The organism is Pseudomonas sp. NFR02 (assembly GCF_900119375.1).
GTDB classification, from domain to species: domain Bacteria; phylum Pseudomonadota; class Gammaproteobacteria; order Pseudomonadales; family Pseudomonadaceae; genus Aquipseudomonas; species Aquipseudomonas paracarnis.
Map to the genome: position 1 here is coordinate 1 of NZ_FPJJ01000012.1, position 24,913 is coordinate 24,913.

Annotated in this window: 28 protein-coding genes; 14 read left to right on the top strand and 14 right to left on the bottom strand. The window is 61.3% G+C overall.

All coding sequences use genetic code 11. From position 1 onward, the window contains the following. Both BT199_RS25495 and araH read left to right on the top strand, forming a co-directional pair. Nucleotides 1-954 (top strand): ATP-binding cassette domain-containing protein (locus BT199_RS25495; protein ID WP_139271628.1); only part of this gene is annotated, 954 nt, incomplete at its 5' end. A 9-nt stretch (nucleotides 955-963) separates the two neighbouring features. Then, a complete protein-coding gene (gene araH, locus BT199_RS25500) occupies nucleotides 964-1,932 on the top strand; it encodes an L-arabinose ABC transporter permease AraH (RefSeq protein ID WP_072435709.1) in 969 nt (322 codons plus the stop codon). A gap of 115 nt (nucleotides 1,933-2,047) precedes the next feature. Here the strand turns inward: araH and BT199_RS25505 are convergent, their stop codons facing one another. Next, nucleotides 2,048-3,196: an aldose epimerase family protein gene (locus BT199_RS25505; protein ID WP_072435710.1), complete on the bottom strand. Its 1,149-nt coding sequence runs from the start codon at nucleotides 3,194-3,196 to the stop codon at nucleotides 2,048-2,050. A gap of 138 nt (nucleotides 3,197-3,334) precedes the next feature. On the opposite strand from BT199_RS25505, the gene BT199_RS25510 reads away from it, so the two are divergent. Further along, nucleotides 3,335-4,102, top strand: coding sequence for an SDR family NAD(P)-dependent oxidoreductase (locus tag BT199_RS25510; RefSeq protein ID WP_014718077.1), 768 nt, complete (start codon nucleotides 3,335-3,337; stop codon nucleotides 4,100-4,102). A gap of 73 nt (nucleotides 4,103-4,175) precedes the next feature. Here BT199_RS25510 and BT199_RS25515 read toward each other — a convergent pair whose 3' ends face one another. Then, complete coding sequence (locus BT199_RS25515; RefSeq protein WP_072435711.1) at nucleotides 4,176-4,772, bottom strand: glutathione S-transferase family protein; 597 nt, start codon at nucleotides 4,770-4,772, stop codon at nucleotides 4,176-4,178. A 30-nt stretch (nucleotides 4,773-4,802) separates the two neighbouring features. Next, a complete protein-coding gene (gene mug, locus BT199_RS25520; RefSeq protein ID WP_072435712.1) occupies nucleotides 4,803-5,336 on the bottom strand; it encodes a G/U mismatch-specific DNA glycosylase in 534 nt (177 codons plus the stop codon). Nucleotides 5,337-5,431: 95 nt separating this feature from the next. Here mug and yghU point away from each other — a divergent pair, with 95 nt between their 5' ends. Further along, entirely contained in the window at nucleotides 5,432-6,262 is an 831-nt protein-coding gene (gene yghU / locus BT199_RS25525) for a glutathione-dependent disulfide-bond oxidoreductase (RefSeq protein WP_072435713.1), read from the top strand. A 121-nt stretch (nucleotides 6,263-6,383) separates the two neighbouring features. Here yghU and BT199_RS25530 read toward each other — a convergent pair whose 3' ends face one another. After that, a complete protein-coding gene (locus tag BT199_RS25530) occupies nucleotides 6,384-7,436 on the bottom strand; it encodes a LacI family DNA-binding transcriptional regulator (protein WP_072435714.1) in 1,053 nt (350 codons plus the stop codon). A gap of 161 nt (nucleotides 7,437-7,597) precedes the next feature. On the opposite strand from BT199_RS25530, the gene BT199_RS25535 reads away from it, so the two are divergent. Genes BT199_RS25535 through BT199_RS25555 form a run of 5 tightly spaced genes read left to right on the top strand, consistent with a single transcriptional unit; the run spans nucleotide 7,598 to nucleotide 12,043 of the window. Beyond that, nucleotides 7,598-8,692, top strand: a complete 1,095-nt coding sequence (locus BT199_RS25535; protein ID WP_072435715.1) for a fatty acid desaturase family protein — start codon at nucleotides 7,598-7,600, stop codon at nucleotides 8,690-8,692. Next, nucleotides 8,689-9,015: a MocE family 2Fe-2S type ferredoxin gene (locus BT199_RS25540; protein ID WP_019817317.1), complete on the top strand. Its 327-nt coding sequence runs from the start codon at nucleotides 8,689-8,691 to the stop codon at nucleotides 9,013-9,015. Before BT199_RS25535 ends, BT199_RS25540 begins: the two co-directional genes overlap by 4 nt. Further along, nucleotides 9,012-10,211, top strand: coding sequence for an NAD(P)/FAD-dependent oxidoreductase (locus tag BT199_RS25545; RefSeq protein WP_072435716.1), 1,200 nt, complete (start codon nucleotides 9,012-9,014; stop codon nucleotides 10,209-10,211). Before BT199_RS25540 ends, BT199_RS25545 begins: the two co-directional genes overlap by 4 nt. A gap of 2 nt (nucleotides 10,212-10,213) precedes the next feature. Next, nucleotides 10,214-11,032 (top strand): sugar phosphate isomerase/epimerase family protein, encoded by an 819-nt coding sequence (locus tag BT199_RS25550; protein WP_072435717.1) that lies wholly within the window; start codon nucleotides 10,214-10,216, stop codon nucleotides 11,030-11,032. A gap of 48 nt (nucleotides 11,033-11,080) precedes the next feature. Next, nucleotides 11,081-12,043 (top strand): Dyp-type peroxidase, encoded by a 963-nt coding sequence (locus tag BT199_RS25555; RefSeq protein ID WP_019817314.1) that lies wholly within the window; start codon nucleotides 11,081-11,083, stop codon nucleotides 12,041-12,043. Here BT199_RS25555 and BT199_RS25560 read toward each other — a convergent pair. After that, nucleotides 12,040-12,912, bottom strand: coding sequence for an undecaprenyl-diphosphate phosphatase (locus BT199_RS25560; RefSeq protein WP_038449834.1), 873 nt, complete (start codon nucleotides 12,910-12,912; stop codon nucleotides 12,040-12,042). The genes BT199_RS25555 and BT199_RS25560 overlap by 4 nt on opposite strands. 47 nt (nucleotides 12,913-12,959) lie before the next feature. On the opposite strand from BT199_RS25560, the gene BT199_RS25565 reads away from it, so the two are divergent. Further along, the gene (locus BT199_RS25565; protein ID WP_019817313.1) at nucleotides 12,960-13,598 is read left to right on the top strand and encodes a GNAT family N-acetyltransferase; all 639 of its coding nucleotides are present in this window, start codon (nucleotides 12,960-12,962) and stop codon (nucleotides 13,596-13,598) included. Here BT199_RS25565 and BT199_RS25570 read toward each other — a convergent pair. After that, nucleotides 13,576-14,520 (bottom strand): GlxA family transcriptional regulator, encoded by a 945-nt coding sequence (locus tag BT199_RS25570; protein ID WP_072435718.1) that lies wholly within the window; start codon nucleotides 14,518-14,520, stop codon nucleotides 13,576-13,578. The two genes, BT199_RS25565 and BT199_RS25570, sit on opposite strands and share 23 nt — an antisense overlap. A 166-nt stretch (nucleotides 14,521-14,686) precedes the next feature. Between BT199_RS25570 and BT199_RS25575 the strand changes: the two genes are divergently transcribed. Both BT199_RS25575 and BT199_RS25580 read left to right on the top strand, forming a co-directional pair. Then, complete coding sequence (locus BT199_RS25575; RefSeq protein WP_019817311.1) at nucleotides 14,687-15,364, top strand: type 1 glutamine amidotransferase domain-containing protein; 678 nt, start codon at nucleotides 14,687-14,689, stop codon at nucleotides 15,362-15,364. 78 nt (nucleotides 15,365-15,442) lie between these two features. Next, nucleotides 15,443-16,573, top strand: a complete 1,131-nt coding sequence (locus BT199_RS25580; protein WP_058410443.1) for an alkene reductase — start codon at nucleotides 15,443-15,445, stop codon at nucleotides 16,571-16,573. 185 nt (nucleotides 16,574-16,758) lie between these two features. On the opposite strand, the gene BT199_RS25585 is transcribed toward BT199_RS25580, so the two are convergent. The 3 genes from BT199_RS25585 to mobA all read right to left on the bottom strand — a co-directional run bounded on the left by BT199_RS25585 (nucleotide 16,759) and on the right by mobA (nucleotide 19,508). Continuing rightward, on the bottom strand, nucleotides 16,759-17,757 hold the full coding sequence (locus BT199_RS25585) for an NAD(P)H-quinone oxidoreductase (RefSeq protein ID WP_072435719.1): 999 nt from the start codon (nucleotides 17,755-17,757) through the stop codon (nucleotides 16,759-16,761). Nucleotides 17,758-17,885: 128 nt separating this feature from the next. Further along, nucleotides 17,886-18,782: a LysR family transcriptional regulator gene (locus BT199_RS25590; RefSeq protein WP_072435720.1), complete on the bottom strand. Its 897-nt coding sequence runs from the start codon at nucleotides 18,780-18,782 to the stop codon at nucleotides 17,886-17,888. 63 nt (nucleotides 18,783-18,845) lie between these two features. Then, on the bottom strand, nucleotides 18,846-19,508 hold the full coding sequence (mobA, locus tag BT199_RS25595) for a molybdenum cofactor guanylyltransferase MobA (protein WP_083535096.1): 663 nt from the start codon (nucleotides 19,506-19,508) through the stop codon (nucleotides 18,846-18,848). A gap of 230 nt (nucleotides 19,509-19,738) precedes the next feature. Between mobA and moaB the strand changes: the two genes are divergently transcribed. Together moaB and glp are read left to right on the top strand one after the other, a co-directional pair. Further along, entirely contained in the window at nucleotides 19,739-20,278 is a 540-nt protein-coding gene (moaB, locus tag BT199_RS25600; protein WP_072435721.1) for a molybdenum cofactor biosynthesis protein B, read from the top strand. Continuing rightward, nucleotides 20,275-21,480 carry a molybdopterin molybdotransferase MoeA gene (gene glp / locus BT199_RS25605; protein WP_072435722.1) on the top strand — a complete coding sequence of 402 codons (1,206 nt, stop codon included), beginning with the start codon at nucleotides 20,275-20,277 and terminating at the stop codon, nucleotides 21,478-21,480. Before moaB ends, glp begins: the two co-directional genes overlap by 4 nt. A gap of 70 nt (nucleotides 21,481-21,550) precedes the next feature. Here glp and moaE read toward each other — a convergent pair whose 3' ends face one another. Genes moaE through moaA form a run of 5 tightly spaced genes read right to left on the bottom strand, consistent with a single transcriptional unit; the run spans nucleotide 21,551 to nucleotide 24,699 of the window. Further along, nucleotides 21,551-22,003, bottom strand: a complete 453-nt coding sequence (gene moaE, locus BT199_RS25610) for a molybdopterin synthase catalytic subunit MoaE (protein ID WP_072435723.1) — start codon at nucleotides 22,001-22,003, stop codon at nucleotides 21,551-21,553. Nucleotides 22,004-22,006: 3 nt separating this feature from the next. Beyond that, complete coding sequence (gene moaD / locus BT199_RS25615) at nucleotides 22,007-22,258, bottom strand: molybdopterin converting factor subunit 1 (RefSeq protein WP_072435724.1); 252 nt, start codon at nucleotides 22,256-22,258, stop codon at nucleotides 22,007-22,009. Beyond that, nucleotides 22,255-22,749, bottom strand: a complete 495-nt coding sequence (gene moaC / locus BT199_RS25620) for a cyclic pyranopterin monophosphate synthase MoaC (RefSeq protein WP_072435725.1) — start codon at nucleotides 22,747-22,749, stop codon at nucleotides 22,255-22,257. The genes moaD and moaC overlap by 4 nt, the downstream gene beginning before the upstream one ends. Before the next feature lie 12 nt (nucleotides 22,750-22,761). Next, nucleotides 22,762-23,661: a bestrophin family protein gene (locus BT199_RS25625; protein ID WP_072435726.1), complete on the bottom strand. Its 900-nt coding sequence runs from the start codon at nucleotides 23,659-23,661 to the stop codon at nucleotides 22,762-22,764. 39 nt (nucleotides 23,662-23,700) lie between these two features. After that, complete coding sequence (moaA, locus tag BT199_RS25630) at nucleotides 23,701-24,699, bottom strand: GTP 3',8-cyclase MoaA (RefSeq protein ID WP_072435727.1); 999 nt, start codon at nucleotides 24,697-24,699, stop codon at nucleotides 23,701-23,703. Nucleotides 24,700-24,913 lie beyond the last annotated feature (214 nt).

Genomic DNA, 24,913 nt, shown 5'->3' on the forward strand with positions numbered 1-24,913 from the left:
ATCACGCGCCTGCGCGACGAGGGCAAAGTGGTGCTCTACGTGTCGCACCGTATGGAAGAAGTGTTCCGTATCTGTGACGCAGTGACGGTGTTCAAGGACGGCCGCTACGTGCGCACCTTCGAGGACATGAGCACGCTGACCCACGACCAGTTGGTGACTTGCATGGTCGGTCGCGATATTCAGGACATCTACGATTACCGCCCGCGAGAGCAAGGCGAAGTGGCGCTCAAGGTGGACGGCTTGCTCGGTCCTGGCCTGCGTGAACCGATCAGTTTCCAGGTGCGCAAGGGCGAGATCCTGGGCCTGTTCGGGCTGGTGGGCGCGGGGCGTACCGAGCTGTTTCGCCTGCTCAGTGGGTTAGAGCGCGCCAGTGCCGGCAGCCTGGAACTGTGCGGGCACGCGCTGCAACTGCGCTCACCCCGGGACGCCATCGCCGCCGGGGTATTGCTGTGTCCGGAGGATCGCAAGAAAGAGGGCATCATCCCGCTGGGCAGCGTCGCTGAAAACATCAACATCAGCGCCCGTGGTGCCCATTCCACCTTTGGCTGGCTGTTGCGCGAAGGCTGGGAGAAAGGCAACGCCGACCGACAGATCCAGGCGATGCGGGTCAAAACGCCGAACGCGGCGCAGAAGATCCTGTACCTGTCCGGCGGCAACCAACAGAAAGCCATTCTTGGCCGCTGGCTGTCGATGCCGATGAAGGTGTTGCTGCTCGACGAACCCACTCGCGGTATCGACATCGGCGCCAAGTCGGAGATCTACCAGATCATCCATAACCTGGCGGCCAGTGGCATTGCGGTGATCGTGGTGTCCAGCGACCTGATGGAGGTGATGGGCATCTCTGACCGCATCCTGGTGCTGTGCGAAGGCGCCCTGCGCGGCGAACAACTGCGCGAGCACGCGACTGAATCCAACCTGCTGCAACTGGCCTTGTCACGCGGCCTGGCGAACTGAGAGACGACCATGACCATTCAAAACAACGCGTTGCCCTCGGCACGCAAACCCCTCGATATGCGTGCATTGCTCGATAACTGGGCGATGCTCTTGGCGGCGGTGGGCATCTTCGTACTGTGCGCGCTGCTGATCGATAACTTCCTCTCTGCGCTCAACATGCGCGGCTTGGGCCTGGCGATTTCGACTGTCGGTATTGCCGCGTGCACCATGCTGTTCTGCCTGGCCTCGGGGCACTTCGACCTGTCGGTAGGCTCGGTGATCGCCTGCGCCGGGGTAGTTGCGGCGATTGTAATGCGCGATACCGACAGCGTGATGCTGGGCATTGGTGCAGCGCTGCTGATGGGCCTGATGGTGGGGCTGATCAATGGCATCGTGATCGCCAAGCTGCGGGTCAACGCCTTGATCACTACCCTGGCGACCATGCAGATCGTGCGCGGCCTGGCTTACATTTTTGCCGACGGCAAGGCGGTAGGCGTGTCCCAGGAGCAATTTTTCGTGTTCGGCAACGGCCAATTGTTCGGCGTGCCGGTGCCGATCCTGATCACCATTGTCTGCTTCCTGTTCTTCGGCTGGCTGCTCAACTACACCACCTATGGGCGCAACACCATGGCCATCGGCGGTAACCCGGAGGCGGCGCTGCTGGCGGGCGTGAACGTTGACCGCACCAAGATCCTGATCTTCGCCATCCATGGCCTGATCGGCGCCTTGGCCGGGGTGATCCTGGCTTCGCGCATGACCTCCGGCCAGCCGATGATCGGCCAGGGCTTCGAGCTGACGGTGATCTCGGCCTGCGTGCTGGGTGGGGTGTCGCTGAGCGGCGGCATCGGCATGATCCGCCATGTGATCGCCGGGGTGTTGATTCTGGCGATCATCGAGAATGCGATGAACCTGAAGAACATCGATACCTTTTACCAGTATGTGATCCGCGGTTCGATCCTGCTGTTGGCCGTGGTCATCGACCGCATGAAACAACGCTGAACCCAGGCGCTGTGAAAAACCAATGTGGGAGCTGGCTTGCCTGCGATAGCGTTGGTTCAGGCAATAATTGAGTAGCCTGTGCCACCGCCATCGCAGGCAAGCCAGCTCCCACAATTTAATCAGCGGTGAACTTGAAAATAGTGTGTTGGGTGTAAGTCTGCCCTGGATTCAAACGCGTTGAAGCAAAGCTCGGCTGGTTAGGCGCATCCGGAAAATGCTGGGTCTCCAAGGTAAACCCACTCCAGTGCTGGTACGTCTTGCCGCCTTTGCCCTTCACCGAACCGTCCAGGAAGTTGCTGGTATAGAACTGTACGCCAGGCTCTGTGGTGTAGAGCTGCAAACGTCGGCCTGATTCAGGATCATGCACCTCGGCGGCCAGTTGCTTGACGTCCCCTTTGGTATCCAGCGCCCAGTTGAAGTCGAAGCCACCTTGTTTGGGCTCGGCGAATTTGAGCTGCGGATGGTCGTCCTTGATGTGCTGGCCGATGGCGGTAGGCTTCAGGAAGTCCATGGGCGTGCCCTTGACCGGCGCCAGTTCGCCGGTGGGAATCAAGGTGGCATTCACCGGTGTGTAGTGGCTGGCGTGCAAGGTGGCGACCTGCTTGAGAATGTCGCCGTTGCCCGCGCCGGCCAGGTTGAAGTAGCTGTGGTTGGTGAGGTTGAGCACCGTCGGTTTGTCGGTGGTGGCGGTGTAGTCGATGTGCAGTTCGTTGTGGTCGTTGAGGCGGTAGGTGACCTCGGTTTTCAAGTTGCCCGGAAAGCCCATTTCCCCATCTTTGGACAGGTAGGTGAGGGTGACGCCCACCGAATCCTTGTCCTTGACCGATTTGGCTTGCCACACCTGCTTGTCGAAGCCCTGGGCGCCGCCATGCAATGAGTTAGGGCCGTCGTTGAGCGGTACCTGGTAGCGTTTGCCGTCGAGTTCGAAGGCGCCGCCGGCCAGTCGATTGCCGAAGCGGCCAATGGTCGCGCCGAAAAACGCGGTACCGCCTTGATAGCCTTGCACGTCATCGAAGCCCAGCACCACGTCGTCGAGCTTGCCGTGTTTGTCTGGCACTTTTAGCGACTGCAGCACGCCGCCGTAGGTGATCACCGTGGCTTGCATGCCATGGCTGTTGCGCAACACGTACTGTTCGACGGCGGTGCCATCGTTGGTTTTGCCGAAGGGTTTGTGTTCGCTGCTAAGGCCGGCGGCGTGCGCGCCACCGCTGGCGATCAGCATGGACAGCGCGAGGCCGGACAGCAGGTATCGAGGGTGCTTCATGGTCGAACTTCCTTTTGTTGTTTTGCTGGAATAGTTCTACTAATTTGAGATATTTTGTCGATATGACAGCAGATTTATAGCCTTTAACGCCGTTCTTGCAAAATAAAATAAGACTAATTAAGCGGAGCACTGATTGTTATGACTACCCAGCAAGCAATTTATCCCGACCTCAAGGACAAAACCGTGCTGGTTTCCGGCGGGGCGTCGGGGATTGGCGAGTTCATGGTGCGTGCCTTCGCCGCGCAGGGTGCCAAGGTGGCGTTTGTGGACCGTGCACAGAGCCAGGGTGAACGCTTGGCGGCGCTGCTCAACTCCAAAGGGCACAGTGTCGAGTTCGAGTGCTGCGATATCACCGACGAGATCGGCTACCGCGCGGCGATCGGGCGCTTCGAGCATTCCCTGGGGCCGATCACGGTACTGGTCAACAACGCAGCGAACGATGTGCGCCACAGCCTGGAAGAAATCGACTCGCACATGTTCGACCAGCTGATTGCGGTCAACCTCAAGCACGCCTTCTTTGCCGCCAAGGCGGTGGTGCCCATGATGAAGGAGGCCGGTAGCGGCTCGATCATCAACCTGGGCTCGGTGGGCTGGATGATGGCCTCGGCCGGCTACCCCGTATACGCCGCCAGCAAGGCCGCCGCCCACGGCATGACCCGAGCCCTGGCGCGTGAGCTGGGGCCCAACCGTATTCGCGTCAACACCTTGGTGCCGGGTTGGGTGATGACCGAAAAACAACTGGCCATGTGGGTCGACGACGCCGCCAAGGAACTCATCGCCCGCAGCCAGTGCCTGCCCGGCAGCGTGATGCCAGAACACATCGCCAACATGGCGCTGTTTTTGGCCTCGGATGCCTCGGCGATGTGCTCGGCGCAGAACTTTATCGTTGACGGCGGGTGGGTATAACACGCGACTTTCAGAATGATGCACATCGAGTGTGGGAGCGGGCAAGCCCGCTCCCACAGTTAAATTGTGGTGCTTACTCGATGGGGTAACGCTTGAACGCCGGGTGCTGCTCCAGGCGTTCAGCATGGCGCTTGAGGTTGGGGAACGCATCGGCCTTCACCACCGAGGCCACGGTGAACTGGCTGAACGACCAGGCGACCGCTGCGGTAATCGACGCCTGGGTCAGCGCTTCATTGCCCGCCAGTTGCTTGTCCAGCAACGTATAGGCCGCCAGCAATTGCCCGGTAACGCGCTCAAGCCATGGCGCATGCAGCTTTTCGGCGGGGCGCAGGTTGTGTTCATAGACGATCTGCACGCTTTTTTCACAGGCCGCCAGCGCGAGCCCAAGCAGTTGCAGGTCGCGGGCGCGTGCCGCCGGTTGTTGGGGCAGCAGCTTCTTGTCAGCCGGCGCCAGCGCTTCCAGGTAATCGAGGATCAGGCTCGAATCCATCAGCACCGTGCCATCGTCCAGCATCAGGGTCGGGGCCTTGACTACCGGGTTGATCTGGGCAAATTCAGCGTAAGTGCTGAACACCGAAAGCGGTTCATGAACAAAGTCCACCCCGTATAACTCCAGGGAAACAGCCACGCGGCGTACGTAGGGCGAGTCCAGCATTCCGACCAGTTTCATGCAGCCTCCATTGCTTACAGGGTGTTGGGCTCACGAGATTAAGGGCGCGGGCCTGGATTGCGCAACGGCGTTGTGCAGCAGCCGATACGCCTGCACCAATTGATCGAGGCTGAACGCCAGGTTGCGCCCGCTGGGGTTGGGCAGCACCCAGACCGAGGCCCCGCCCAGTGGCTGCGCTTGCAAACCCCAGGCGACCTCGCGCTGGCCGCTCAGCGCGCTATAGCCGGGCTTGCCGAGGAACGCGACGAAGCGCGGGGCATGGCGGCGGATCTTGTGTTCGAACGCCGCCGCCGCGTCCTGGAACTCATGCCGCGCCAACTCGCCTGCACTGGCCGTTGGACGTGCCACCAAGGTGGTCAATCCGCAACCGTAGTGCAGCAAGGTGGCACCGTCTTGCGGGCGGATTTCATGGGGCGTGAAACCGGCCAAATGCACGGTGCGCCAGAAGCGGTTGCTGCGATTGGCAAAATGCAGGCCGAGGGCTGCCGAGCCCTTGCCAGGGTTGATGCCGCAGAACAGTACGTGCAAGTGGTCGGCGAGGAGGTCGTCGAGTCGCTCGTTCATGCCGGATCTTCCATGCTGATAGGTGAGACGAGTCATCAACCTTTGGTTTAGTCTGGAACGCTTAGTGGATCACAAGCGCCTCTGGAGCATTGATTATGACCGAGTACGTACCTGCCAAAGTCTGGACCTGGGACACCGAAAGCGGCGGCACCTTCGCCAGCATCAACCGGCCCATCGCCGGCGCCACCCACGAAAAGCCGCTGCCGGTGGGCAAGCACCCGCTGCAGTTATACTCCCTGGCCACGCCCAATGGGCAGAAGGTCACGATCCTGCTGGAAGAACTGCTGGCCCTGGGGCACAGCGGCGCCGAATACGATGCTTGGCTGATCAAGATCGGCGACGGCGACCAGTTCGGCAGTGGCTTTGTGGCGGTGAACCCGAACTCGAAGATTCCAGCGCTGATGGACCACAGCGGCGCCACGCCGATTCGCGTGTTCGAATCGGGCGCGATTCTGCAGTACCTGGCCGCGAAGTTCGGTGCATTCCTGCCCATGGAGCCTGCGGCCCGGGCTGAATGCCTGTCGTGGCTGTTCTGGCAGATGGGCAGCGCGCCTTACCTGGGGGGCGGCTTCGGGCATTTCTATGCCTATGCGCCGAGCAAGATGGAATACCCGATCAACCGCTTCGCCATGGAGACCAAGCGCCAACTGGATGTGCTGGATAAGCGCCTGGCGGTCAGCCAATACATTGCCGGGGATGAATACACCATTGCCGACATCGCGATATGGCCTTGGTACGGTGGGTTGGTCAAAGGCCGCTTGTATGGCGACTCGGCGGAGTTTCTCTCTGTGCATGAATACAAGCACGTGCTGCGCTGGGCCGACGCAATTGACGCCCGGCCGGCGGTGCAGCGCGGGCGGCGGGTGAACCGGGTGTCGGGTGAGGAACAGTTGCCCGAGCGGCATAGCGCCAGCGATTTGGATTAAGTCCTGGCACCGTAAAAAATGTGGGAGCGGGCTTGCTCGCGAATGCGGTGGGTCAGTAAAGAATAGGTTAACTGACACACTGCATTCGCGAGCAAGCCCGCTCCCACACTTTTGATCGTCATTAATCAGGTGACATGTTTTCCGGGGTCACTATCTGCGGCGGTATATGCACGCGGTGCCTCAATGGGTCAAACCCCTCATCACTCTGCAAGCGCACCAGCAACTCCACCAGCGCCACGGCCGTTTGCCGTGGCTGCGAGTCCATCACCACATCAATCAAGCCGTTGCTCAATGCCTGACGCGACAACGGCGTGGACTCTTGCAGGATGCAGCACAGCGCCGGGCGCTTGGGCAGTTGCGCCAGGGCGTTGATCACGCCGTCGCCACCACCGCCGACCACACATAACCCACGCAAATCGGTATGGCGGCTGAGCAGATCGAGGGTGGCTTCTTCGGTGATGTCGCAGTTGTCCAGGTTGATCAGCGGCTCCAACGGTTTGAGCCCCGGCGCGTGTTCGGCCAGGTAGCTGTGCAAGCCCTCGACCCGTGCCTGATGGCCGAGGAAACGATGGCCGCCCAACAGGATGCCCACGCTGCCTTTGCGTGCGCCGCAGGTGCGCGCCAGCAGCCAGCCCATGGTGCGCCCGACCACGTGGTTGTTCTGGCCTACATAGGGTTCGGCAGCGTGTTCATGGATATCCGAAAGCAGGGCAACCACCGGCACGCCTGCTTCACGAATCTGCGCCAGGCAGGCGTTGATCAACGGATGGGCGAAGCTGACCACCGCGAGGGCGTCGCACTGCACGGCCAGTTGTTCGATTTGCGCGACGATGACGCCGGGCGTGCGGTCGTTGATGTAGTCGAACTGGCAGCTCAGGTTAGCGGTGGCGTGATGCTGCGCTGCCTCGCTAATGGCGTGGGCCAACTGCGCATAGAAGGCTTGGGCGGTCCCCAGCAACAGCACGCCGAAACGGTAGGTGGGCCGACGTTCGCGAATGCGCTGGCCGATCAGCCGTGCGGCGAAATAGCCCACCGCTTCGGCGGCCTGGAACACCTGTTCGGCGGTGCCGGGGTTGACCGGCGCGCGGGCGTTCAATACGCGGTCGACGGTGGCTACGCTGAGCCCCGCATGGGCGGCGACGGTGGCGATGGTTGGGCGTTTGTTGTTGTGCATGGCAGGCCCCTTGAGCGTCTTGATAGAAAACTATCAAGCCCCGCTGGGCCTGGATGATAGCTTGATAGGGAATGGATTCAAGGCCTTGAGGGTGATTTAGCCGCACTCTATCGTTGGTTTCGCAAAGCCCCTGAAACCCACGCTTGCGGAGAACAATAACAATGCCTGGACACACCGCTCACCGCGCTCGGCGCGACTACAGCCTCACCGGCCCTGAAGCGGCCCGCGCCGCCGACAAGGGCCTGGTCTCGGCCCGTTGGTACCAGTCGCCCATCCCGCGCAATCGCATGAAAGCCCTGATGCAACGCCGTGACGGCCCGGCCTTGCGCGACACCGCCCTGTGGTTCTCGACGTTGTTGGCCACCGGTGTCGGCGGCTACTGGTTCTGGGGCACTTGGGCCTGCGTGCCATTCTTTATCGCCTACGGTGTGCTCTACGGCACGGCCTCCAACCCGCGCTGGCACGAAACCGGCCACGGCACGGCGTTCAAGACCCGCTGGATGAACGATGCGCTGTATCAGGTGGCGAGCTTCATGTGCCTCTTCGAACCCCACGTGTGGCGCTGGAGCCATGCCCGCCATCACACCGACACCATTGTCGTCGGTCGCGACCCGGAGATCGTTGAACCGCGCCCGCCGAGCTTATGGATGATGGCCCTCAGTCTGTTCAACCTACCCCTGGCCTGGAAGACCTTCAGCGGCGTGGCCCGCCATACGTTCGGGCGAATGAGTGCCCAGGAGCAGGACTTCATCCCCGAATCCGAGTGGCCCAAGGTGTACCGAGATGCGCGTATCTGGGTCGGCATCTACGCCCTGATCATCGGCACCGCGCTGTACCTGCACAGCGGGTTGCCGCTGATGCTGGTGGGCCTGCCCAGCCTCTACGGCGCGTGGCTCGGCTACCTGTTTGGTCTCAGCCAACACGTGGGCCTGGCCGAAGATGTGCTCGACCACCGTAGCAATTGCCGCACCATCTACATGAACCGCGTGTTGCGCTTTATCTACATGAACATGAACTACCACCTCGAACACCACATGTACCCGATGGTGCCTTACCACGCGCTCAGTCAACTGCACGAAGAGATCCGCAGCGACTGCCCGCCGCCGTATGCCAACCTGTGGCAGGCCTACCAGGAAATCATTCCGACGATCTGGCGCCAGCGCAGAGACCCCAGCTATTTCGTCCAGCGCCCCACCCGTGGCGAGCAAGCTCGCTCGCCACAGACTGAAAGCCAGTCATTGGAGATAAATGCATGAACGATCAATGGATCGACGTCTGCGCCGTGGGCGAAATAGAAGCAGAAGACGTGCTGCGCTTCGACCACGGCGCGCAGACCTACGCGGTGTTCCGTTCAGCCGATAACGAATTCTTCGCCACCGCCGGCCTGTGCACCCACGAGAAAATCCACCTGGCCGACGGCCTGGTGATGGACCATGTGATCGAATGCCCCAAGCACAACGGACGCTTTGATTACCGCACCGGCAAGGCCCTGGGCGCGCCGGTGTGCGTCAACCTCAAGACCTACCCCGTGCGGGTAGATGCGGGGCGGGTACTGCTCGCCGTCACGGCCGAAGAATGAACGCTCCCCTGATCATCGTCGGCGCCGGCCATGCTGGTGGCCGTGCGGCACTGACCCTGCGTGACGAAGGTTACAGCGGGCGCCTGATCCTGATTGGCGATGAAGCGCACTTGCCCTACGAGCGGCCACCGTTGTCCAAGGGCTTGCTGCAAGGCTCGACCGACTTGGCGCAATGCAGCCTGTGCGACAGCCAGCAGTTGGCGGCGCTCGAGGTAGAGCATATCGCCGCCAACCCGGTCAGCCGCCTGGAGCCGCAGCACCACCGGTTGCAATTGGCCGACGGCCAGTGGTTGAGCTATGCCGGCCTGCTGCTGGCCACCGGAGGCCGGGCGCGGCGTTTGCCCCAGGAGCAGGCCAACGTGTTTTACCTGCGCACCCATGATGACGCGTTGGTCTTGCGCAATGAATTAAAGCCAGGCGCCAGGCTGGTGGTGGTTGGCGGTGGTTTTATCGGCCTGGAGGTGGCAGCGACGGCGCGGGGCCTGGGCTGCGAGGTGACGCTACTGGAAGCCGGGCCACGGCTGGCAGGGCGGGTGTTGCCGCCGGTGATCAGTGACGCGTTGCTGGCATTGCACCGTGAGCAGGGTGTGGACGTGCGTTTGAACGTCGCCCTGGAGTGCATCCACGCCGACGCCGTGCAACTGGTCGACGGGCAACGGCTGCCCTGCGACCTGGTGGTGGTCGGCATTGGCATGCAGCCCAACATCGAGATGGCCGCGGCGGCAGGTTTGGACGTCGGGCAGGGCATTCGCGTCGATGCGTACTTGCGCACCAGTGTGGCGGATATCTACGCGGCGGGGGATGTGTGCGAGTTTCGCCTGGCGGGCCTTTATCAGCGCCAGGAAACCTGGCGCAACGCCGAAGCCCAGGGCCGTCTCGCGGCGTTGAACCTGCTGGGGCAGGCGTTGGCGTTCGAGACGATCCCGGGTTTCTGGTCCGATCAATACGCGTGGGGCTTGTACACCGTCGGGGTGATGACTGCACTGATGGTCCGCCGGCAATTGCCCGACGGCGGCCTGCTGCTGTTCTACCTTGACGACCATCACCGTTTGCAAGGCGCCTGCGGTTGGGCCATGGGTCACCGCGCAGCGAAGGACATCAAGCTGTGCGAGCACTTGATCACTGCCCACATCCCGCTTAACCCGGCCAGCCTGGCCGACCCCGAGGTATCCCTGAAGCTGTTATTGCGAGGCTGACCATGCGCCAGTTGTTAGTATTCCAATCGATGTGGGCCATGCAAACCGAGCCCGGCAGCCTCGAAGCGCAACTGGACCGCATCGCCGCCGCCGGTTATGACGGCATCACCGACCATTACTGGGCGCCGGCATCGGTGCAGCGCCTGCACGCGGCGGCCACGGCCAGTGGCCTGCAGATTGAAGGGCAACTGTTCCCGCAATCGGTGGATGATCTGGCCAGGGCATTGGAGGTGATCAGCCGTTACGGCTGTCACCACCTCACCTTGCAAGCCGACGTGCGCCCACGTACCCAGGCAGAGGCGGCCAGGCTGATCGACGGCTGGCAACGCCTGGCCGAACAGGTGGACTTCCAGATTTTGCTGGAAACCCACCGTTATCGGCTCACCAACGACCTGTTGTTCACCCTCGACCTGCTGGCACAGATGCCCGATCTGAAACTGCTCGCTGACCTGTCCCACTACGTGGTTGGCCGCGAGTTGCCCGAGCCCGGCAGTGTGGAAGACGACGAACAGATACGCACCATCCTGCGTCACAGCTGGGGCTTTCATGGCCGCATCGCCAGCAGCGAACAGGTGCAGGTTGGCCTGGATTTTTCCCAGCACCAACCGTGGGTCGAGCGATTTACCGGCTGGTGGCGCTATGGGGTCGAACACTGGCTGGGCCGCGCTGACACCCCGCAGAGCCTGTCCTTCACTTGCGAGTTGGGCCCGCCACCCTATGCGATTACCGACGCACAGGGGCGCGAACTCACCGATCGCTGGGCCGAGGCGCTCAAGCTCAAAGCCCTGATTCGCCAGGTGTGGGCCAGTTGCCATCGATGATCTGCTAATCTGCGCGGGTTCAAACCGCCCTCAGCCTGTGGAATGCCCATGAAAACCTGCCCCGTCCGTCCCCCGCTCGAACCGCAATCGGTGTGTCACCCGATCACCAGCAGCGCGATCTTCATGGTCGCCACCCTGGCGCCTGATGCGGTTGAAAACGTGCGGGCCTGGTGCGCCGACATCGCAGGCCTGGTGCGCTCGGTAGGCAAGCGCGTGCCCTCGGGCAACCTGACGTGCGTTTGCGGGTTTGGCTCGGATGCCTGGGACCGCCTGTTCGGCGCGCCGCGCCCGGCGGCCTTGCATCCGTTTCGCGAGTTCGGTGTGCAAGGGCGCAAGGCGGTGTCGACCCCAGGTGACATCCTGCTGCACATCCGTGCCGAGCAGATGGACCTGTGTTTCGAGCTGGCAACCCAACTGATGGCCGCCCTGGGTGATAGCGTGAAGGTGGTCGATGAGGTCCAGGGCTTTCGCTACTTCGATATGCGCAGCATTATCGGTTTCGTCGACGGCACCGAGAACCCGGTGGGGCGCAAGGCCGAGGCCTTCACCCTGGTGGGCGATGAAGACCCTGAGTTCGAAGGCGGCAGCTATGTGCTGGTGCAGAAATACCTGCACAACATGACCGCGTGGAATGGCTTGACGGTGGAGGCTCAAGAGAAGGTGATCGGGCGCACCAAATTGTCGGACATCGAACTGGACGACGACGCCAAGCCGAGCAACTCCCACAGCGCCCTGACAGTGATCACTGACGAGGACGGCGAGGAGGTGAAGATCCTGCGCGACAACATGCCCTTCGGCCGCCCTGGTGCCGGGGAGTTCGGCACCTACTTCATCGGCTATGCACGCTCGCCGCAGCCGTTGGAGCAGATGCTGGAGAACATGTTCGTCGGCCGCCCGGCCGGCAACTACGACCGCTTGCTCGACTTCAGCACGGCCGTGACCGGCGGCCTGTTCTTCGTGCCCTCGGCCGACTTGCTCGAAGCGCTGGCCGACCGCGAGCCGGTGGCTTAACTCAACAACCCGGTGCTGACCGCCACAATCAGGAAGATCCCCAGCAGCGCACGGTAGATCACGAACGGCCAGGTGGAGAAACGCTCCAGAAATTTCATCAGGCCCCAGATGGCAAAGAACGCCGAGATGCTGGCCACCACCAGGCCAAAGATCAAGTGCGGCCAGGCGTGGGCGGGCAGGTCGGCGCGCAGCAGCACCCACAACTCTTTCAAACCGGCCAGGGCGATGGCCGGCAAGCCTAACAGGAAGGAAAACCGCGCCGCTTCTTCGCGTTTGAAATTCAGGAACAGCGCCGCGGTCAACGTGGAGCCCGAACGCGATACGCCCGGTATCAACGCGCCAATCTGTGCAACCCCCACGATCAGGGCATCGCGCAGGCGCATTTGGCTCACGTCGCGTGTATGCCGGGCACGCAGTTCGGCCACTGCCAGCAGCACCGCCATCACCACGCAGGAAATGCCGATCACCATCAGCCCGCGCAATGGCGAGTTGCAGGCATTCAAGGTCGACGACAACGCCAGCCCCGCAATGCCAATCGGGACGGTTGCCAGCACAATTGCCACGGCGAGCTTGAACCAGCGGTCGTTGTAGTCGCCCCGGCGCACCGCACTGATGCTGCCCGTGGTGACCTGGCGCACATCGCGCCAGAAGTAACTGACCACTGCTGCCAACGCCGCCAATTGCATGGCTGCGGAAAACGCCGAGCCAGGGTCTTGCCAGCCGAGCAGGGCGGGTACCACGCGCATATGGGCGGTGGATGACACCGGCAGCAATTCAGTAATGCCCTGGATCACGCCCAGGATGAAGATCTGCAGGTAATCCAGGGAGGCAAAGCCCACATCCAGGCCGGCGGTACAGACGTTGGTCAAAATACGTGTCCTTGAGCAAAAGGGGGAACCGGCGAAGTTTATTCTAAATGTTTCAGGATTTCGGCCAGGGCAATCGCTATTTGCAATCGGTTCAGCCAATAGAAAGGATTCGCCAGGCCATTGGCGTGGGCTGCACTTTTGTGAACAATGGCGCCCTGCGTTTTTCCACCGAGAGCCCCATGCCTGAAACCACCGTCGAATTGATCCAGACCGGCCCCGAAGAAGCCGAACTGATCCGCAATCTTTACCAGTACTACGCCTACGAGTCTTCGGACTGGGAACAGGAAGATGTCGAGGCCGATGGGCGTTTCTACATCCATGACGAACACTTGGCCCGCTACTGGAGCGACCCGCAATGGAGCGCCAACCTGCTGCTGGTAGACGGCTACATCGCCGGCTTCCTGTTGATCGAAGGCAGCGAACTGCCGGGCATCGACGCCCTGGAACTGGCCGACCTGTTCATCCTCAAGCGCTACCGCCGTAAAGGCATTGGCCGCGCAATTGCCAGCCAGGTGCTGTGCAGCGGCGCGGCCAATTGGTTGGTGCGTTTCTATGATCAGGACGAGGTGTCCCAGGCGTTCTGGCGCACCGTGCTGGATAACCTGCCGCGCCCGGTGCAGAGCATTGAATTGGACGATGACCCGCAGTTGGTGAACTACCTGATTACCCGGGCATCGCTGCATTAAAAGCCTGCTGCATCGCCTGGGGCGGCTGCCCGAAGGCCCTGAGGAACGCCTGGCGCATGCGTTCGCGATCACCAAACCCGGTTTCGCGGGCCACCACCTCTACCGGGTGACGGCTGATTTCCATCATCGCCCGCGCAGCTTCCACCCGCAGGGCTTCGATGGCTTTGGCTGGGGTTTGACCGGTTTCTTCGCGAAACACCCGGCTGAACTGGCGGGGGCTGAGCCGGGCAACGTCGGCCAGGGCGTCCACCGACAAATCATGGGTGAGGTTTTCACGGGCATAGGCCAGGGCCAACTGCACGCGGTCGGACTTTGGGTCCAGTTCCAGCAAGGCCGACAGTTGCGACTGCTCGCTGCCGCGGCGCTGGGCAATCACCAGCTTGCGTGCAATGCGCCGGGCCAGGCCGCTGCCCAGGTCGTCCTCCACCATCGCCAGCGCCAGGTCGACCCCGGCGCTCATGCCCGCACCGGTCCACACCTGGCCGTCGACAATGAACAACTTGTCTTCTTCCAGGTGGATATCCGGGTAGCGTTTGCGAAATGCCGGCGCATGGATCCAGTGGGTGGTGGTGCGCTTGCCCGCCAGCAGGCCTGCCTCGGCCAGTACAAAGATGCCCATGCATAAGGACGCCACCCGGCGCGACTGCGCGGACGCGGCCTCGACCAGCTCCAGCAGGTTGGCTTCGGGCAGGCGAAACTCCAGGTAGCCGCTGACAATCAAGGTGTCATAGCCCTCTGGGCGCAGCGCGCTGGTGTTCACCGAAAAACCCTGGGAGGTCATCACGGCGCCGCCGCTTTCCGACACCAGGTGAAACTCATAGGCCGGCTCGCCGCGCAGCAGGTTGGCGCACTCGAACACCGAGCCCAGGCTGAGGCTCAACGACTGGAAATTCGGGTAAACCATCAGCGCAACGCTGTGCATTGCATCTCTCCAAGGGGCGGGGGAGAGGCGATTGTCGGCGCGTGCCCGGCAAACGGCAACCGACTTTGGTGCATGTCCGCAATCCTTGCGGATATGACATTGTGAGCCACTGCCTCGCTGCCTAACATGAGACAACTGTTATTCACACCGACCGAGGCACTGGAAAATGAAAGTATTAATGGTACTGACCTCTCACGACCAGCTTGGCGATACCGGGCGCAAGACCGGCTTCTGGCTCGAAGAATTCGCCGCACCTTATTACGCGTTCAAGGACGCTGGCGCCGAAGTGGTGTTGGCTTCCCCGGCCGGCGGCCAGCCGCCGCTGGACCCCAAGAGCGATGAACCGGATGCGCAAACCGAGCAGACCGAGCGCTTCGGTAAAGACTCGGCTGCGCAGCAAGCCTTGGCGACCACCGTGAAGCTGGACTCGGTCAACGCCGCCGACTTCGACACCGTGTTCTACCCAGGCGGCCACGGCCCGCTGTGGGACCTGGCGGAGTCGCCGGTGTCCATCGCGCTGATCGAAGCCTTCGAGCGGGCCGGCAAGCCCATCGGCTTTGTGTGCCATGCACCGGGTGCCTTGCGTCACGTCAAGGCGGTTAACGGTGAGCCGTTGATCAAGGGCCGCCGCGTCACCGGGTTCTCCAACTCGGAAGAGGCCGCTGTGCAGTTGACTGAAGTCGTGCCGTTCCTGATTGAAGATGAATTCAAAAAACTGGGCGGCCAGTATGAGAAGGGCGCTGACTGGCAATCCTTCGTCCTCGTCGATGGCTTGCTGGTGACTGGGCAAAACCCAGGCAGCTCCAGCGAAGTGGCCAAGGCCCTGCTGACACTCTGCGCTTAAGTTAATCAACCGATCTACACGGTGGCGACTCCCAGGAGTTGCCACGGTTTTCGTTCGTCCTGAATTTGGAATATCGCCGTGCCTGACTGCATCCTGAACACCCCGATCAAGCTGGGGCATCACCGCTTGAACAACCGTGTCGTACTGCCGCCGCTGACCCGCCAGCGCAGCGCCCAGCCGGGTAATATCGCCACCGACCTGATGGCCGAGTATTACCGTCAGCGGGCCAGTGCCGGGTTCATGGTCAGCGAGGGGACGCAGATCGAACCCCGGGGCCAGGGCTACGCGTGGACGCCGGGTATCCATACACCGGCGCAAATCCAGGGTTGGCGCAAAGTCACCGCAGCGGTGCATGACGAGGGCGGTGTGATCTTCGCCCAGCTATGGCATGTGGGGCGGGTGTCCCATCACGCGCTGCAACCCGACGGTGGTGCACCGGTGGGGCCGTCTGCACTGGCGGCGTTGCAAGCCAAAGCCTTCATTGAAACCGGGCCGGGTGTGGGTGAACTGGTGCAGCCACCGGTACCCCGCGCCTTGACCGCGCTGGAAATCGAAGAGCTGGTGGGGCACTACGCCCAGGCTGCACGCAATGCCCTGGACGCCGGGTTCGACGGTGTGGAAATCCACGCGGCCAACGGCTACCTGGTCAACCAGTTCATCTCGGCCCATTCCAACCTGCGTGAGGATGAGTACGGCGGCTCGCTGGACAATCGCCTGCGCTTGCTGCGCGAGATTGTCGAAGCGGTGTGCAAGGTGGTGGGGCCGGAGCGCCTGGGCGTGCGCTTTTCGCCGCTGTTCAGTGGCACCGACCAGGACCGGGTCTACATCGGCCTGGTGGAAGAAGACCCGCACCTTACCTATATCGAAGCGATCAAAGTGCTGGAAGCGTCGGGCATCGCCTATGTGTCCATCGCCGAAGCCGACTGGGACAACGCGCCCGACCTGCCCGAGACTTTCCGCCAGGCCGTGCGCCGCACCTTCAGCGGCAGGATCATCTACGCCGGCCGCTACACCGCCGAGCGCGGCGCACGGCTGGTAGAGACCGGGTTGGCGGACCTGATCGCCTTTGGACGGCCCTTCATTGCCAACCCGGACTTGCCCCAGCGGCTGTTCAATGGCTGGCCATTGAATGCGTTGAAGGCCGAAGGCTTGTATGGCGGGACAGAGGCGGGGTATGTGGACTATCCGGTGTATGCCCAACAGCCGTGATAGCCCATGATGGCCTGTGTTATATCCAGTGTGGGAGGAGGCTTGCCCTAACGCCGGTCAGTTAAACGAACGCTATGCTCGAAGCAATGAAGATCAAATGTGGGAGCTGGCTTGCCTGCGAAAGCGGTCGTGCAGTAACAGATACAGTGACTGACACACCACCTTCGCGGGCAAGTCGAATCGCCTCACTCCACCCGCAACACAATCTTGCCGATATGGTCCCCACCTTCCATCCGCGCATGGGCCTGGGCGGCGTCGGTGTAGGCGTAGACCTGGTCGATCATCGGTAGGCAGCGCCCGGCACTGAGTACCGGCCACACGTGTTCGCGCAGTTGCTGGGCAATCTCGGCCTTTTCTTCCCGCGTGCGGGCCCGCAGCAGCGAGCCGGTGATCACCGCGCGTTTGCCGAGGATGGTCAGCAGGTCGACGTCGTTGGCCTTGCCGCCACCGAGGAAGCCGAGGATCACCAGGTGGCCGTCCATGCCCAGGGCCTTGAGGTTATTGTTCAGGTACGAGGCGCCCATGATATCGAGGATCACGTTGACGCCTTTGCCGTCGGTCTGTTTGGCGATGACCTCGGCAAAGTCCTGTTCGCGGTAGTTGATCGGCTCGGCACCGAGCTTGGCAATCGCCGCGCATTTGTCGGCGCTGCCCGCCGTGGCGAATGCCTGGATGCCGAACTCCTGGCAGAGCATCAACGCGGTGGTACCGATGCCACTGGTGCCGCCGTGGATCAATGCGCGCTGGCCCTTATGGGCACCGCCGAGGCCGAACAGGTTGGCCCAGACCGTGAAGAACGTTTCCGGCACGGCAGCGGCCTGAATCCAGTCCATGCCCGCAGGGATCGGCAGCGCCTGGCTGGCCGGCACCGCGCAATACTGCGCATAGCCGCCGCCATTGGTCAGGGCACAGACCTTGTCGCCCAGGCTGTATTCGTTCACGCCAGTGCCCAGCGCCACCACTTCACCGGCCACTTCCAACCCCGGGATCGGGCTCATGCCGGGCTTCATCGGGTATTTGCCCGCGCGCTGCAAGGCGTCTGGGCGGTTGACCCCGGCGGCGTGCACGCGAATCAGAATCTCGCCTGGCCCGGCCACTGGCACGTCGGCGCTGCGCGGCTGCAAGACCTCGGGCCCGCCAGGGGTGGTGATTTCGATCAGGGTCATTTCTTGGGGAAGCGTCATGGAAAAATTCCTGTAGCGATGAGCGTATGGGTTGGGACCGTGTGGCGGCGCAAGCAGTTCAGCACGATGAGGCCGGGTTCGCGTAGCAATGCAGTCATTGCTCTCTCCCTCAACATCCCTCCCGTACGCTAGACCGTACCCTTGGCGGCAAACAATTTCTGGGCTTGCGCAAAACACTTTTCGGCGATGGCCGAGCGGGGTTCGGTTTTGCGCATCACCATGCCCAGCGGCGCGAGTACGCTGGCGTCCGGGAGGTTGATAAAGGCCAGGTTTTCGATCGGGCTTTCCAAGCCGCTGTCCAGAGGCATAATCGCGCAGCAAAAACCGTTGTGGATCGCCTGGAACAGCTGATACGTCGAATCGCTCTCGAGTATGGGTTGGGGGTCGAGGCCGCGGCTGCGAAAGCTCAGGTCAATGGACTTTCGATAGTGCATGCCATTGCTGATCATGCCTAGGGGCAGTTCGGCGGCGTCTTCCCAGCTCATTTCGGTGCCTTCGAAATGGAAGTGGCGCGTGTCGTACAGCAGGCCGACGCGGGTTTCGCCCAGTTCGAAAAACTCTAGGTAATTGGCGTTTACGTGGTCCAGGTAACACACCCCCAGGTCCAGTTGGTTAGTGCCCAGCGCTTCGATGATCTTGTCCGAGCTCATCGAGGTCAGGTTGAACTTGAGTTCCGGGAAGGTATGGGATAGGCCCTGAATGTAGCTGATCGGATTGAAGCCGCTGAGCGGCACCAGACCCAGACGCAAATTACCGACCAGTTGGCCGCGACAGGCTGCAGCTTCGGCGAACAACCCGTCATGGGCGGCGAGCAAGGTCCTGGCCCAGGCGAGCACGCGTTCACCGGCCTGTGTAAAGCCTTCGAAACGCTGGCCCCGGGTAACCAATTCCAGGCCCAGCTCATCCTCCAGATTACGTAAACGCATCGACAAGGTCGGCTGGGTGATGTGGCAACGCGCAGCCGCCTGGCCGAAGTGCCGGGTCTGCTCCAGCGCGATGAGGAATTTAAGCTGCTTGATATCCACTAAAGCACCTGTTGCGGAATAAATGAGGGGTAATTATTAACGCTGGTGGCCAGAACTCGCGGATTATTTTAGCGATTCTGTTTCTGCCCTTTTAATTAATGTGCCGTCGACTTCTTCGGTGCACGCTAATGATTGCCCAGCCAGCCATTCAGGGGTATTGAAATTGCTCAGGCGCAGATCGTCGCTTACGCAGGTCAATGCCACCAGCTCATGCTTGAGCAGCGCGCGCAGCAGGCTGCGTTCGCCTTCATCCCAGGCCTGGTTCAACTGCGGCAACAACGCCGTTGGGATCAGGCTGAACATGGGCTGCCATTGCCCGGCCTGCTGGATCATTAGCGCGGCGCCGGTCGTGGGACGCGCCTCGAGCATTGCTCTGATCAGTGCGGCATCAATATTCGGAGCATCACAGGCAAGCACCAGCAGCCAGGGATGGTGCGCAACGGAAACTCCGGCCAAAACACCGGCCAAGGGGCCCGGGAAATCCTTTTGTGAGTCTTCGACCAATTGATCGGCATACGCGCGATAACGTGCTGCATTGCGGTTGCAGGAAATAATCAAGTCGTCGGTGAACGGACGGACGATGGCCTGTACATGGGCAATCAGCGGCTTATCTTTCCACACCAGTAATCCTTTGTCCCGCCCGCCCATACGTGCCCCGCGCCCGCCCGCCAGCAGGAGTATCGAACAGGGGCTGGATGCAGCTTCAGGAGAGCAGCGCGATGGCATGACAGGAGTACCGCGAATTGAGATGAGCAGACGATCTCATTCTCGCGCCTGTACGTCCAATCATGACTATTGAAGGATTGATCGACTCACTCGATCACCGGTGAATGGCGTCCGGAAATATCAGTGATAGAAGCGCTCGATAATCCGGTCGACTGTAACGATTAGACAGTGGCTGTATGGGCGCTTTAGCCTCTGGTGATCGTTTCAATAATGGCTTGTAGGAGAGTGACATGAGCGTGAAGTCGGATGCATTATTTGTTCCGCTGAATATGGCCGTGTTGACCGTCAGTGATACCCGTGAATATGCCAACGATACCTCCGGGCAACTGCTGGTCAGCCGGCTGCTGGAGGCGGGTCACCGTTTGAGCGAGCGCAACCTGCTAAAGGATGACCTGTATAAAATCCGCGCGCAGGTCGCGACCTGGATCGCCGACGAGCAGATTCAGGTGGTACTGATTACCGGGGGCACAGGCTTCACCGGGCGCGACAGTACGCCTGAAGCGGTCCACTGTTTGCTGGACAAGCAGATTGACGGTTTTGGTGAGTTGTTCCGTGCGATATCCATCCTCGATATCGGTACCTCCACGGTACAGAGTCGTGCCTTGGCCGGTTTGGCCAACGGTACGCTGGTGTGCTGCCTGCCGGGCTCGACGGGCGCTTGCCGCACGGCGTGGGAGGGTATCCTCGCCGAGCAGCTGGATGCGCGCCACAGGCCGTGCAATTTTGTGCCGCACCTCAAATCGGTGGCCTTGTGCGAGTCCCGGGGATGAGCCCGTCACAGCTTATGTCAGTGGAGGAGGCTATCGCTTCACTGTTGGCCATGGCGCAGGCGCGACGCCTGCAAGGCAGTGAGTCGATAGCATTGAGCGACGCACGGCAACGGGTGCTGGCCAATGACTTGATCGCGACCCTGGATCTGCCGCCGTGGCCGAACAGTGCCATGGACGGATACGCCTTGAACGTCGACGACTGGAAAGGCCAGCCGCTGACCGTGTCGCAACAGATTTTCGCCGGGCATACACCTGAGGCATTGCTGCCGGGCACCTGCGCTCGAATCTTCACCGGCGCACCGGTACCCCTTGGGGCCAATTGCGTGGAGATGCAAGAGAACGCCGAGCAACTGGAGGACGGACGGGTACGTTTCAAGCAGGCGCTTAGCGCGGGTCAGAATATCCGTGCGCAAGGCCAGGAAAACCGTGCCGGGCAGGTGTTGCTCGCTGCCGGCAAGCGACTCGGGCCTTTCGCGCTGGCCATCGCGGCCGCGCAAGGCTGTACCCATGTATCGGTGGTACTCCGCCCACGGGTGGCATTGCTGTCCACGGGGGACGAACTGGCTGAGCCGGGGACGACGCTGAAGCCTGGCTGTATCTACAATAGCAATCGCATTTTGCTTAGCCATTGGCTGAGTGCATTGGGTTGTGACGTCATCGATGGCGGTATTCTTCCCGACCAGCCGCAGCACACGCGGCTCAAGCTGGAACAGTTGCAACCTGCCGCCGACTTGATCCTGACCACCGGTGGGGTGTCAGCCGGAGACGCCGACTGCCTTGGCCAGGTGCTGCGCGATAGCGGTAAGCCGTTATTCTGGAAACTCGCGATCAAACCGGGAAAGCCTTTGACCGTGGGCTATTACGGTAACGTGCCTGTCATCGGCTTGCCAGGCAATCCGGCCTCGGCACTGGTGACGTTCGGCCTGCTGGCACGGGCTTACCTGTTGCGTATCCAGGGTGTTGATGACGTCACGCCCCTGAGCTTCCCGGTTAACGTCGGGTTTGACTGGCCGAAAGCAGGCAGCCGTCGCGAATACCTGCGGACCAAGCTGGAGGAGGGCCGGGCGATTCTGTATCCGAACCAGAGCTCAGGCGTGCTGCTGGGAGCTTCGTGGGCGGACGGCCTGCTTGAAATCCCCGAGGGCTGCACCTTGCAGCGCGGTGACACAGCGCGTTTCATTCCTTTCTGCGACTTGTTCTGACGCGGCATGCACTGTCCTCAAATACCGCCACCGCCACTGTAGGAGCCAGCTCGCCCCTACCGCGGGGGCGTCATGCAGTCCAGCGGTTTACCGCCAGTTGGTCACTTTCTCTCCCCTCTACCCAGCGTTCTCCGGACGGCGTGTGTTCACGCTTCCAGAAAGGTGCCTGAGTCTTCAGGTAGTCCATCAAAAAATTGCAGGCATCGAAGGCTTCCTGGCGATGTTCGCTGGCAACACCGACGAACACGATGGGTTCACCGACCTTCAATGCCCCCACGCGGTGGACGATGCTCGCCCGTTGCAGGGGCCAGCGTTGATGGGCTCTATCGATGATCTGCTGCAGCGAGCGTTCGGTCATTCCCGGGTAATGTTCAAGGAACAATTCGCTGACCTGATCCCCCTGATTGAGATCGCGCACATAGCCGACAAAGGTGGCTACGGCGCCGACGCCCGGCTCTTCGGCATGTAGGCTGCGGGTCAGTTCACCCAGATCAAACAGCTCGGTCTGAACCTGAACAGGCATTGGTCAACCTCCGGTCACTTGGGGGAAGAAGGCGATTTCATCGAAATCTTCTATCGGCGCGTCGGGTGTGCACAGCTCCTGGTTCAATGCGCACATGAGGCTGGTCTCACCGAGCACTTGCTGCCAGGTTTCACCTCGGGCGCACAGGTGTTGCCTGAGGTCGGCAATGGTGCGCAGCGACCCGTCCAAGGCGATTTTTTCGCCGCCGATGCCCAGCTGTTCCCGATAGCGCGCAAAGTAATTGACCAGGATCATTGCGCGTCACCCGCGACAAAGGTGCCCGACTTGCCACCCTGTTTTTTGAGCAACTGGATCCGGTCGATGATCATCCCGCGGTCCACCGCTTTGCACATGTCATAGATCGTCAAGGCCGCTACGCTGGCGGCGGTCAGGGCTTCGAGCTCGACGCCGGTCTGGCCGTTGAGCCGGCAGGTGCTGATGATCTGCACGCTGTCGGGCTCGACAGCACGCAGTTCGAGGTGAATCGAACTGAGCATCAGCGGGTGGCAGAGCGGGATCAGTTCATGGGTTTTCTTCGCCGCCATGATCCCGGCGATACGAGCCACCGCAAACACGTCGCCCTTGGGGTGCCCGTTAGCCTGGATCAGTTGCAGCGTGGACGGCTGCATGCGCACCCAGGCCTGGGCTTGGGCCTCACGGGTGGTTGCTGCTTTGTCCGTGACGTCGACCATGCAGGCCCGGCCTGCGGCGTCCAGATGGGTCAGTGTGTGGGAGCGTTCGTTCATGGGGGCCTCGGGTCAGTTCAGTACACAATCAATGGGTTGGAGCACGGGCGGCAGTTGTGTCGCGCCGTTGGCGTGCAGCACTTCGCGTTCAATCGTGCGCACGATGGCATTGGTTGGCAGGTCGTTTTCGTCGTAGCCGAAGGGGTCTTCCAGCTCATCGCCAATCGCGTCCAGCCCAAAAAACGTGTAGCTCACGATGGCGGTGAAGACCGGCGTCAGCCAACCCAGGGGTTCGGCCATGGCGAAGGGCAGCAAGATGCAGAACATGTAGCTGGTACGGTGCAACAAGAGGGTGTACGGGAAGGGCAGCGGCGTACTTTTGATGCGCTCGCAAATCGTCTGCGTACGGGTCAGGTTGCTCAAGTGCCGGGCCATCAGTTGGTAGCGCCATTCACTGAAGCCCCCCGATTCGGCCAGCGCCGAACACTGCTGGGTCACGCGGCCGATAATGCTTTCCGGGATATTCGGGGTGCTAGCCGACGGCAGCTTGTCGAGCCAGGGCGCTGCCGCGATGGACTCATTTTCATTGCGCAGCCTGGCGTTCAGTGCGTGGGCGAACCCGCACAGGTTGCGCAGGATCTCTTTGCGTTGGCGAGCATCCTTGATCACCTGGGTTTCGCGAATCATGACGCGCACATCCATCACCATGGTGCCGAGGGCTTTGCGCCCTTCGTACCAGCGGTCATAGCAGGCGTTGTTGCGAAAACTCATGAAGATTGAAAGTGACAAGCCCAGCAGCGTGAACGGCGTGGCGTTGACCTTGGAGAAGTACGCCGGCTGAAGGGTCTCCACCAGCACAATCACCGAGGCCAGCAGTGTCACCAGCAGGCTACGCAGTGCGATACGCCGGGCCACGGAGCCCTTGAGCGAAGTCAATACACCGATCAGGTTGGGTTTGGCTCTGACGATCATGGGCAATGGCCTTAATGCGAAGGGATAAAACCGGATGGGTTAACCACCGGTCATGTTCATGAAGCGGACAACCTGCACGTCATCATTGAGCTCGAAGTTGTGCCGATACGGCTTGAGTTTCATCGACTCGACGATGGCACTCTCCAGGCGTTTTGGTTCACCCGGATAGCGCCGCAGCACCTCCTTGAGATCGACCGAATGCTCGTTGCCCAGGCACAGCAACAACCGGCCTTCAACCGTCAGGCGCACGCGGTTACAAGTGCCGCAGAAGTTGTGGCTGTGGGGTGAAATAAAGCCCAGGCGAATATGCGGCGCCTCGGCCAGGCGCCAGTAACGCGAAGGCCCCTGGGTCGATTCTGCCGAGTCGATCAGGGTGTAGCGCTCGGCGATACGCTCGCGCACCTGCGCGCTGGAATAGAACGCCTCGGCACGGCTGTGTTCGCTGATGACCCCCAGGGGCATTTCTTCAATGAAGGAAATATCCAGGCCGCGGTCAATGGCGAACGCCACGAGGTCGTTGATTTCGTGGTCGTTGCGGCCCTTCATCACCACGCAGTTGAGCTTGGTGCGTTGGAAGCCCGCCGCATTCGCCGCATCGATACCGGCGATGACCTTGGCCAGGTCACCGGTGCGCGTCAGTTCACGAAAGCGCTTGGGGTCAAGGCTGTCGAGGCTGATGTTGAGGCGCTTGAGCCCGGCATCGAACAGCGGCGCGGCCAGCTTGCCCAGTTGCGAGCCGTTGGTGGTCATGCACAACTCGCGCAGGCCGGGCAGCGTCGCGATGCGCTTGCACAGCTCGACCACGCCCGGACGAATCAAGGGTTCACCGCCTGTCAGGCGGATTTTGCGCGTGCCCAGTGCGACAAAACTCTGCGCCAGTTGATACAGCTCTTCCAACGTCAGGATTTTCTGGCGTGGCAGGAATTCCATGTCTTCGGCCATGCAATACACACAGCGGAAATCGCAGCGGTCGGTCACCGACATCCTGAGGTAGTCGACCCGGCGAGAAAAACTATCCATCAAGACTTGATCGGTCATTAAAACCTCGGCAGCGACGCTGAGCGTGTAACTACGGTGTTTGGACGCTCGATGTAGGTAAGCGCGTTATTTAAAGCAAGGCTAGAGTTGTTTTAATGCCGCGTCTAATCACTATTAGCAACCGAGTGATCGACGAAATCTATGGGCTTTTGATTGGGGGTTTTATTCGACTTTTATTATTTTATCTTTTTGATTTTTAAAACAATTTATCGTG

What these genes read in the sequence shown, in the direction of transcription:
- BT199_RS25555 (WP_019817314.1), top strand. Translation starts at nt 11,081, where the DNA reads ATGAAAACCTGCCCCGTCCGTCCCCCGCTCGAACCGCAATCGGTGTGT.
- BT199_RS25530 (WP_072435714.1), bottom strand. Translation starts at nt 7,436, where the DNA reads ATGCACAACAACAAACGCCCAACCATCGCCACCGTCGCCGCCCATGCG.
- BT199_RS25540 (WP_019817317.1), top strand. Translation starts at nt 8,689, where the DNA reads ATGAACGATCAATGGATCGACGTCTGCGCCGTGGGCGAAATAGAAGCA.
- mug (WP_072435712.1), bottom strand. Translation starts at nt 5,336, where the DNA reads ATGAACGAGCGACTCGACGACCTCCTCGCCGACCACTTGCACGTACTG.
- BT199_RS25585 (WP_072435719.1), bottom strand. Translation starts at nt 17,757, where the DNA reads ATGACGCTTCCCCAAGAAATGACCCTGATCGAAATCACCACCCCTGGC.
- BT199_RS25570 (WP_072435718.1), bottom strand. Translation starts at nt 14,520, where the DNA reads ATGCACAGCGTTGCGCTGATGGTTTACCCGAATTTCCAGTCGTTGAGC.
- BT199_RS25535 (WP_072435715.1), top strand. Translation starts at nt 7,598, where the DNA reads ATGCCTGGACACACCGCTCACCGCGCTCGGCGCGACTACAGCCTCACC.
- BT199_RS25575 (WP_019817311.1), top strand. Translation starts at nt 14,687, where the DNA reads ATGAAAGTATTAATGGTACTGACCTCTCACGACCAGCTTGGCGATACC.
- yghU (WP_072435713.1), top strand. Translation starts at nt 5,432, where the DNA reads ATGACCGAGTACGTACCTGCCAAAGTCTGGACCTGGGACACCGAAAGC.
- moaB (WP_072435721.1), top strand. Translation starts at nt 19,739, where the DNA reads ATGAGCGTGAAGTCGGATGCATTATTTGTTCCGCTGAATATGGCCGTG.
- moaA (WP_072435727.1), bottom strand. Translation starts at nt 24,699, where the DNA reads ATGACCGATCAAGTCTTGATGGATAGTTTTTCTCGCCGGGTCGACTAC.
- moaD (WP_072435724.1), bottom strand. Translation starts at nt 22,258, where the DNA reads ATGATCCTGGTCAATTACTTTGCGCGCTATCGGGAACAGCTGGGCATC.
- moaC (WP_072435725.1), bottom strand. Translation starts at nt 22,749, where the DNA reads ATGAACGAACGCTCCCACACACTGACCCATCTGGACGCCGCAGGCCGG.
- moaE (WP_072435723.1), bottom strand. Translation starts at nt 22,003, where the DNA reads ATGCCTGTTCAGGTTCAGACCGAGCTGTTTGATCTGGGTGAACTGACC.
- mobA (WP_083535096.1), bottom strand. Translation starts at nt 19,508, where the DNA reads ATGCCATCGCGCTGCTCTCCTGAAGCTGCATCCAGCCCCTGTTCGATA.
- araH (WP_072435709.1), top strand. Translation starts at nt 964, where the DNA reads ATGACCATTCAAAACAACGCGTTGCCCTCGGCACGCAAACCCCTCGAT.
- glp (WP_072435722.1), top strand. Translation starts at nt 20,275, where the DNA reads ATGAGCCCGTCACAGCTTATGTCAGTGGAGGAGGCTATCGCTTCACTG.
- BT199_RS25625 (WP_072435726.1), bottom strand. Translation starts at nt 23,661, where the DNA reads ATGATCGTCAGAGCCAAACCCAACCTGATCGGTGTATTGACTTCGCTC.
- BT199_RS25545 (WP_072435716.1), top strand. Translation starts at nt 9,012, where the DNA reads ATGAACGCTCCCCTGATCATCGTCGGCGCCGGCCATGCTGGTGGCCGT.
- BT199_RS25510 (WP_014718077.1), top strand. Translation starts at nt 3,335, where the DNA reads ATGACTACCCAGCAAGCAATTTATCCCGACCTCAAGGACAAAACCGTG.
- BT199_RS25515 (WP_072435711.1), bottom strand. Translation starts at nt 4,772, where the DNA reads ATGAAACTGGTCGGAATGCTGGACTCGCCCTACGTACGCCGCGTGGCT.
- BT199_RS25565 (WP_019817313.1), top strand. Translation starts at nt 12,960, where the DNA reads ATGTTTCAGGATTTCGGCCAGGGCAATCGCTATTTGCAATCGGTTCAG.
- BT199_RS25550 (WP_072435717.1), top strand. Translation starts at nt 10,214, where the DNA reads ATGCGCCAGTTGTTAGTATTCCAATCGATGTGGGCCATGCAAACCGAG.
- BT199_RS25505 (WP_072435710.1), bottom strand. Translation starts at nt 3,196, where the DNA reads ATGAAGCACCCTCGATACCTGCTGTCCGGCCTCGCGCTGTCCATGCTG.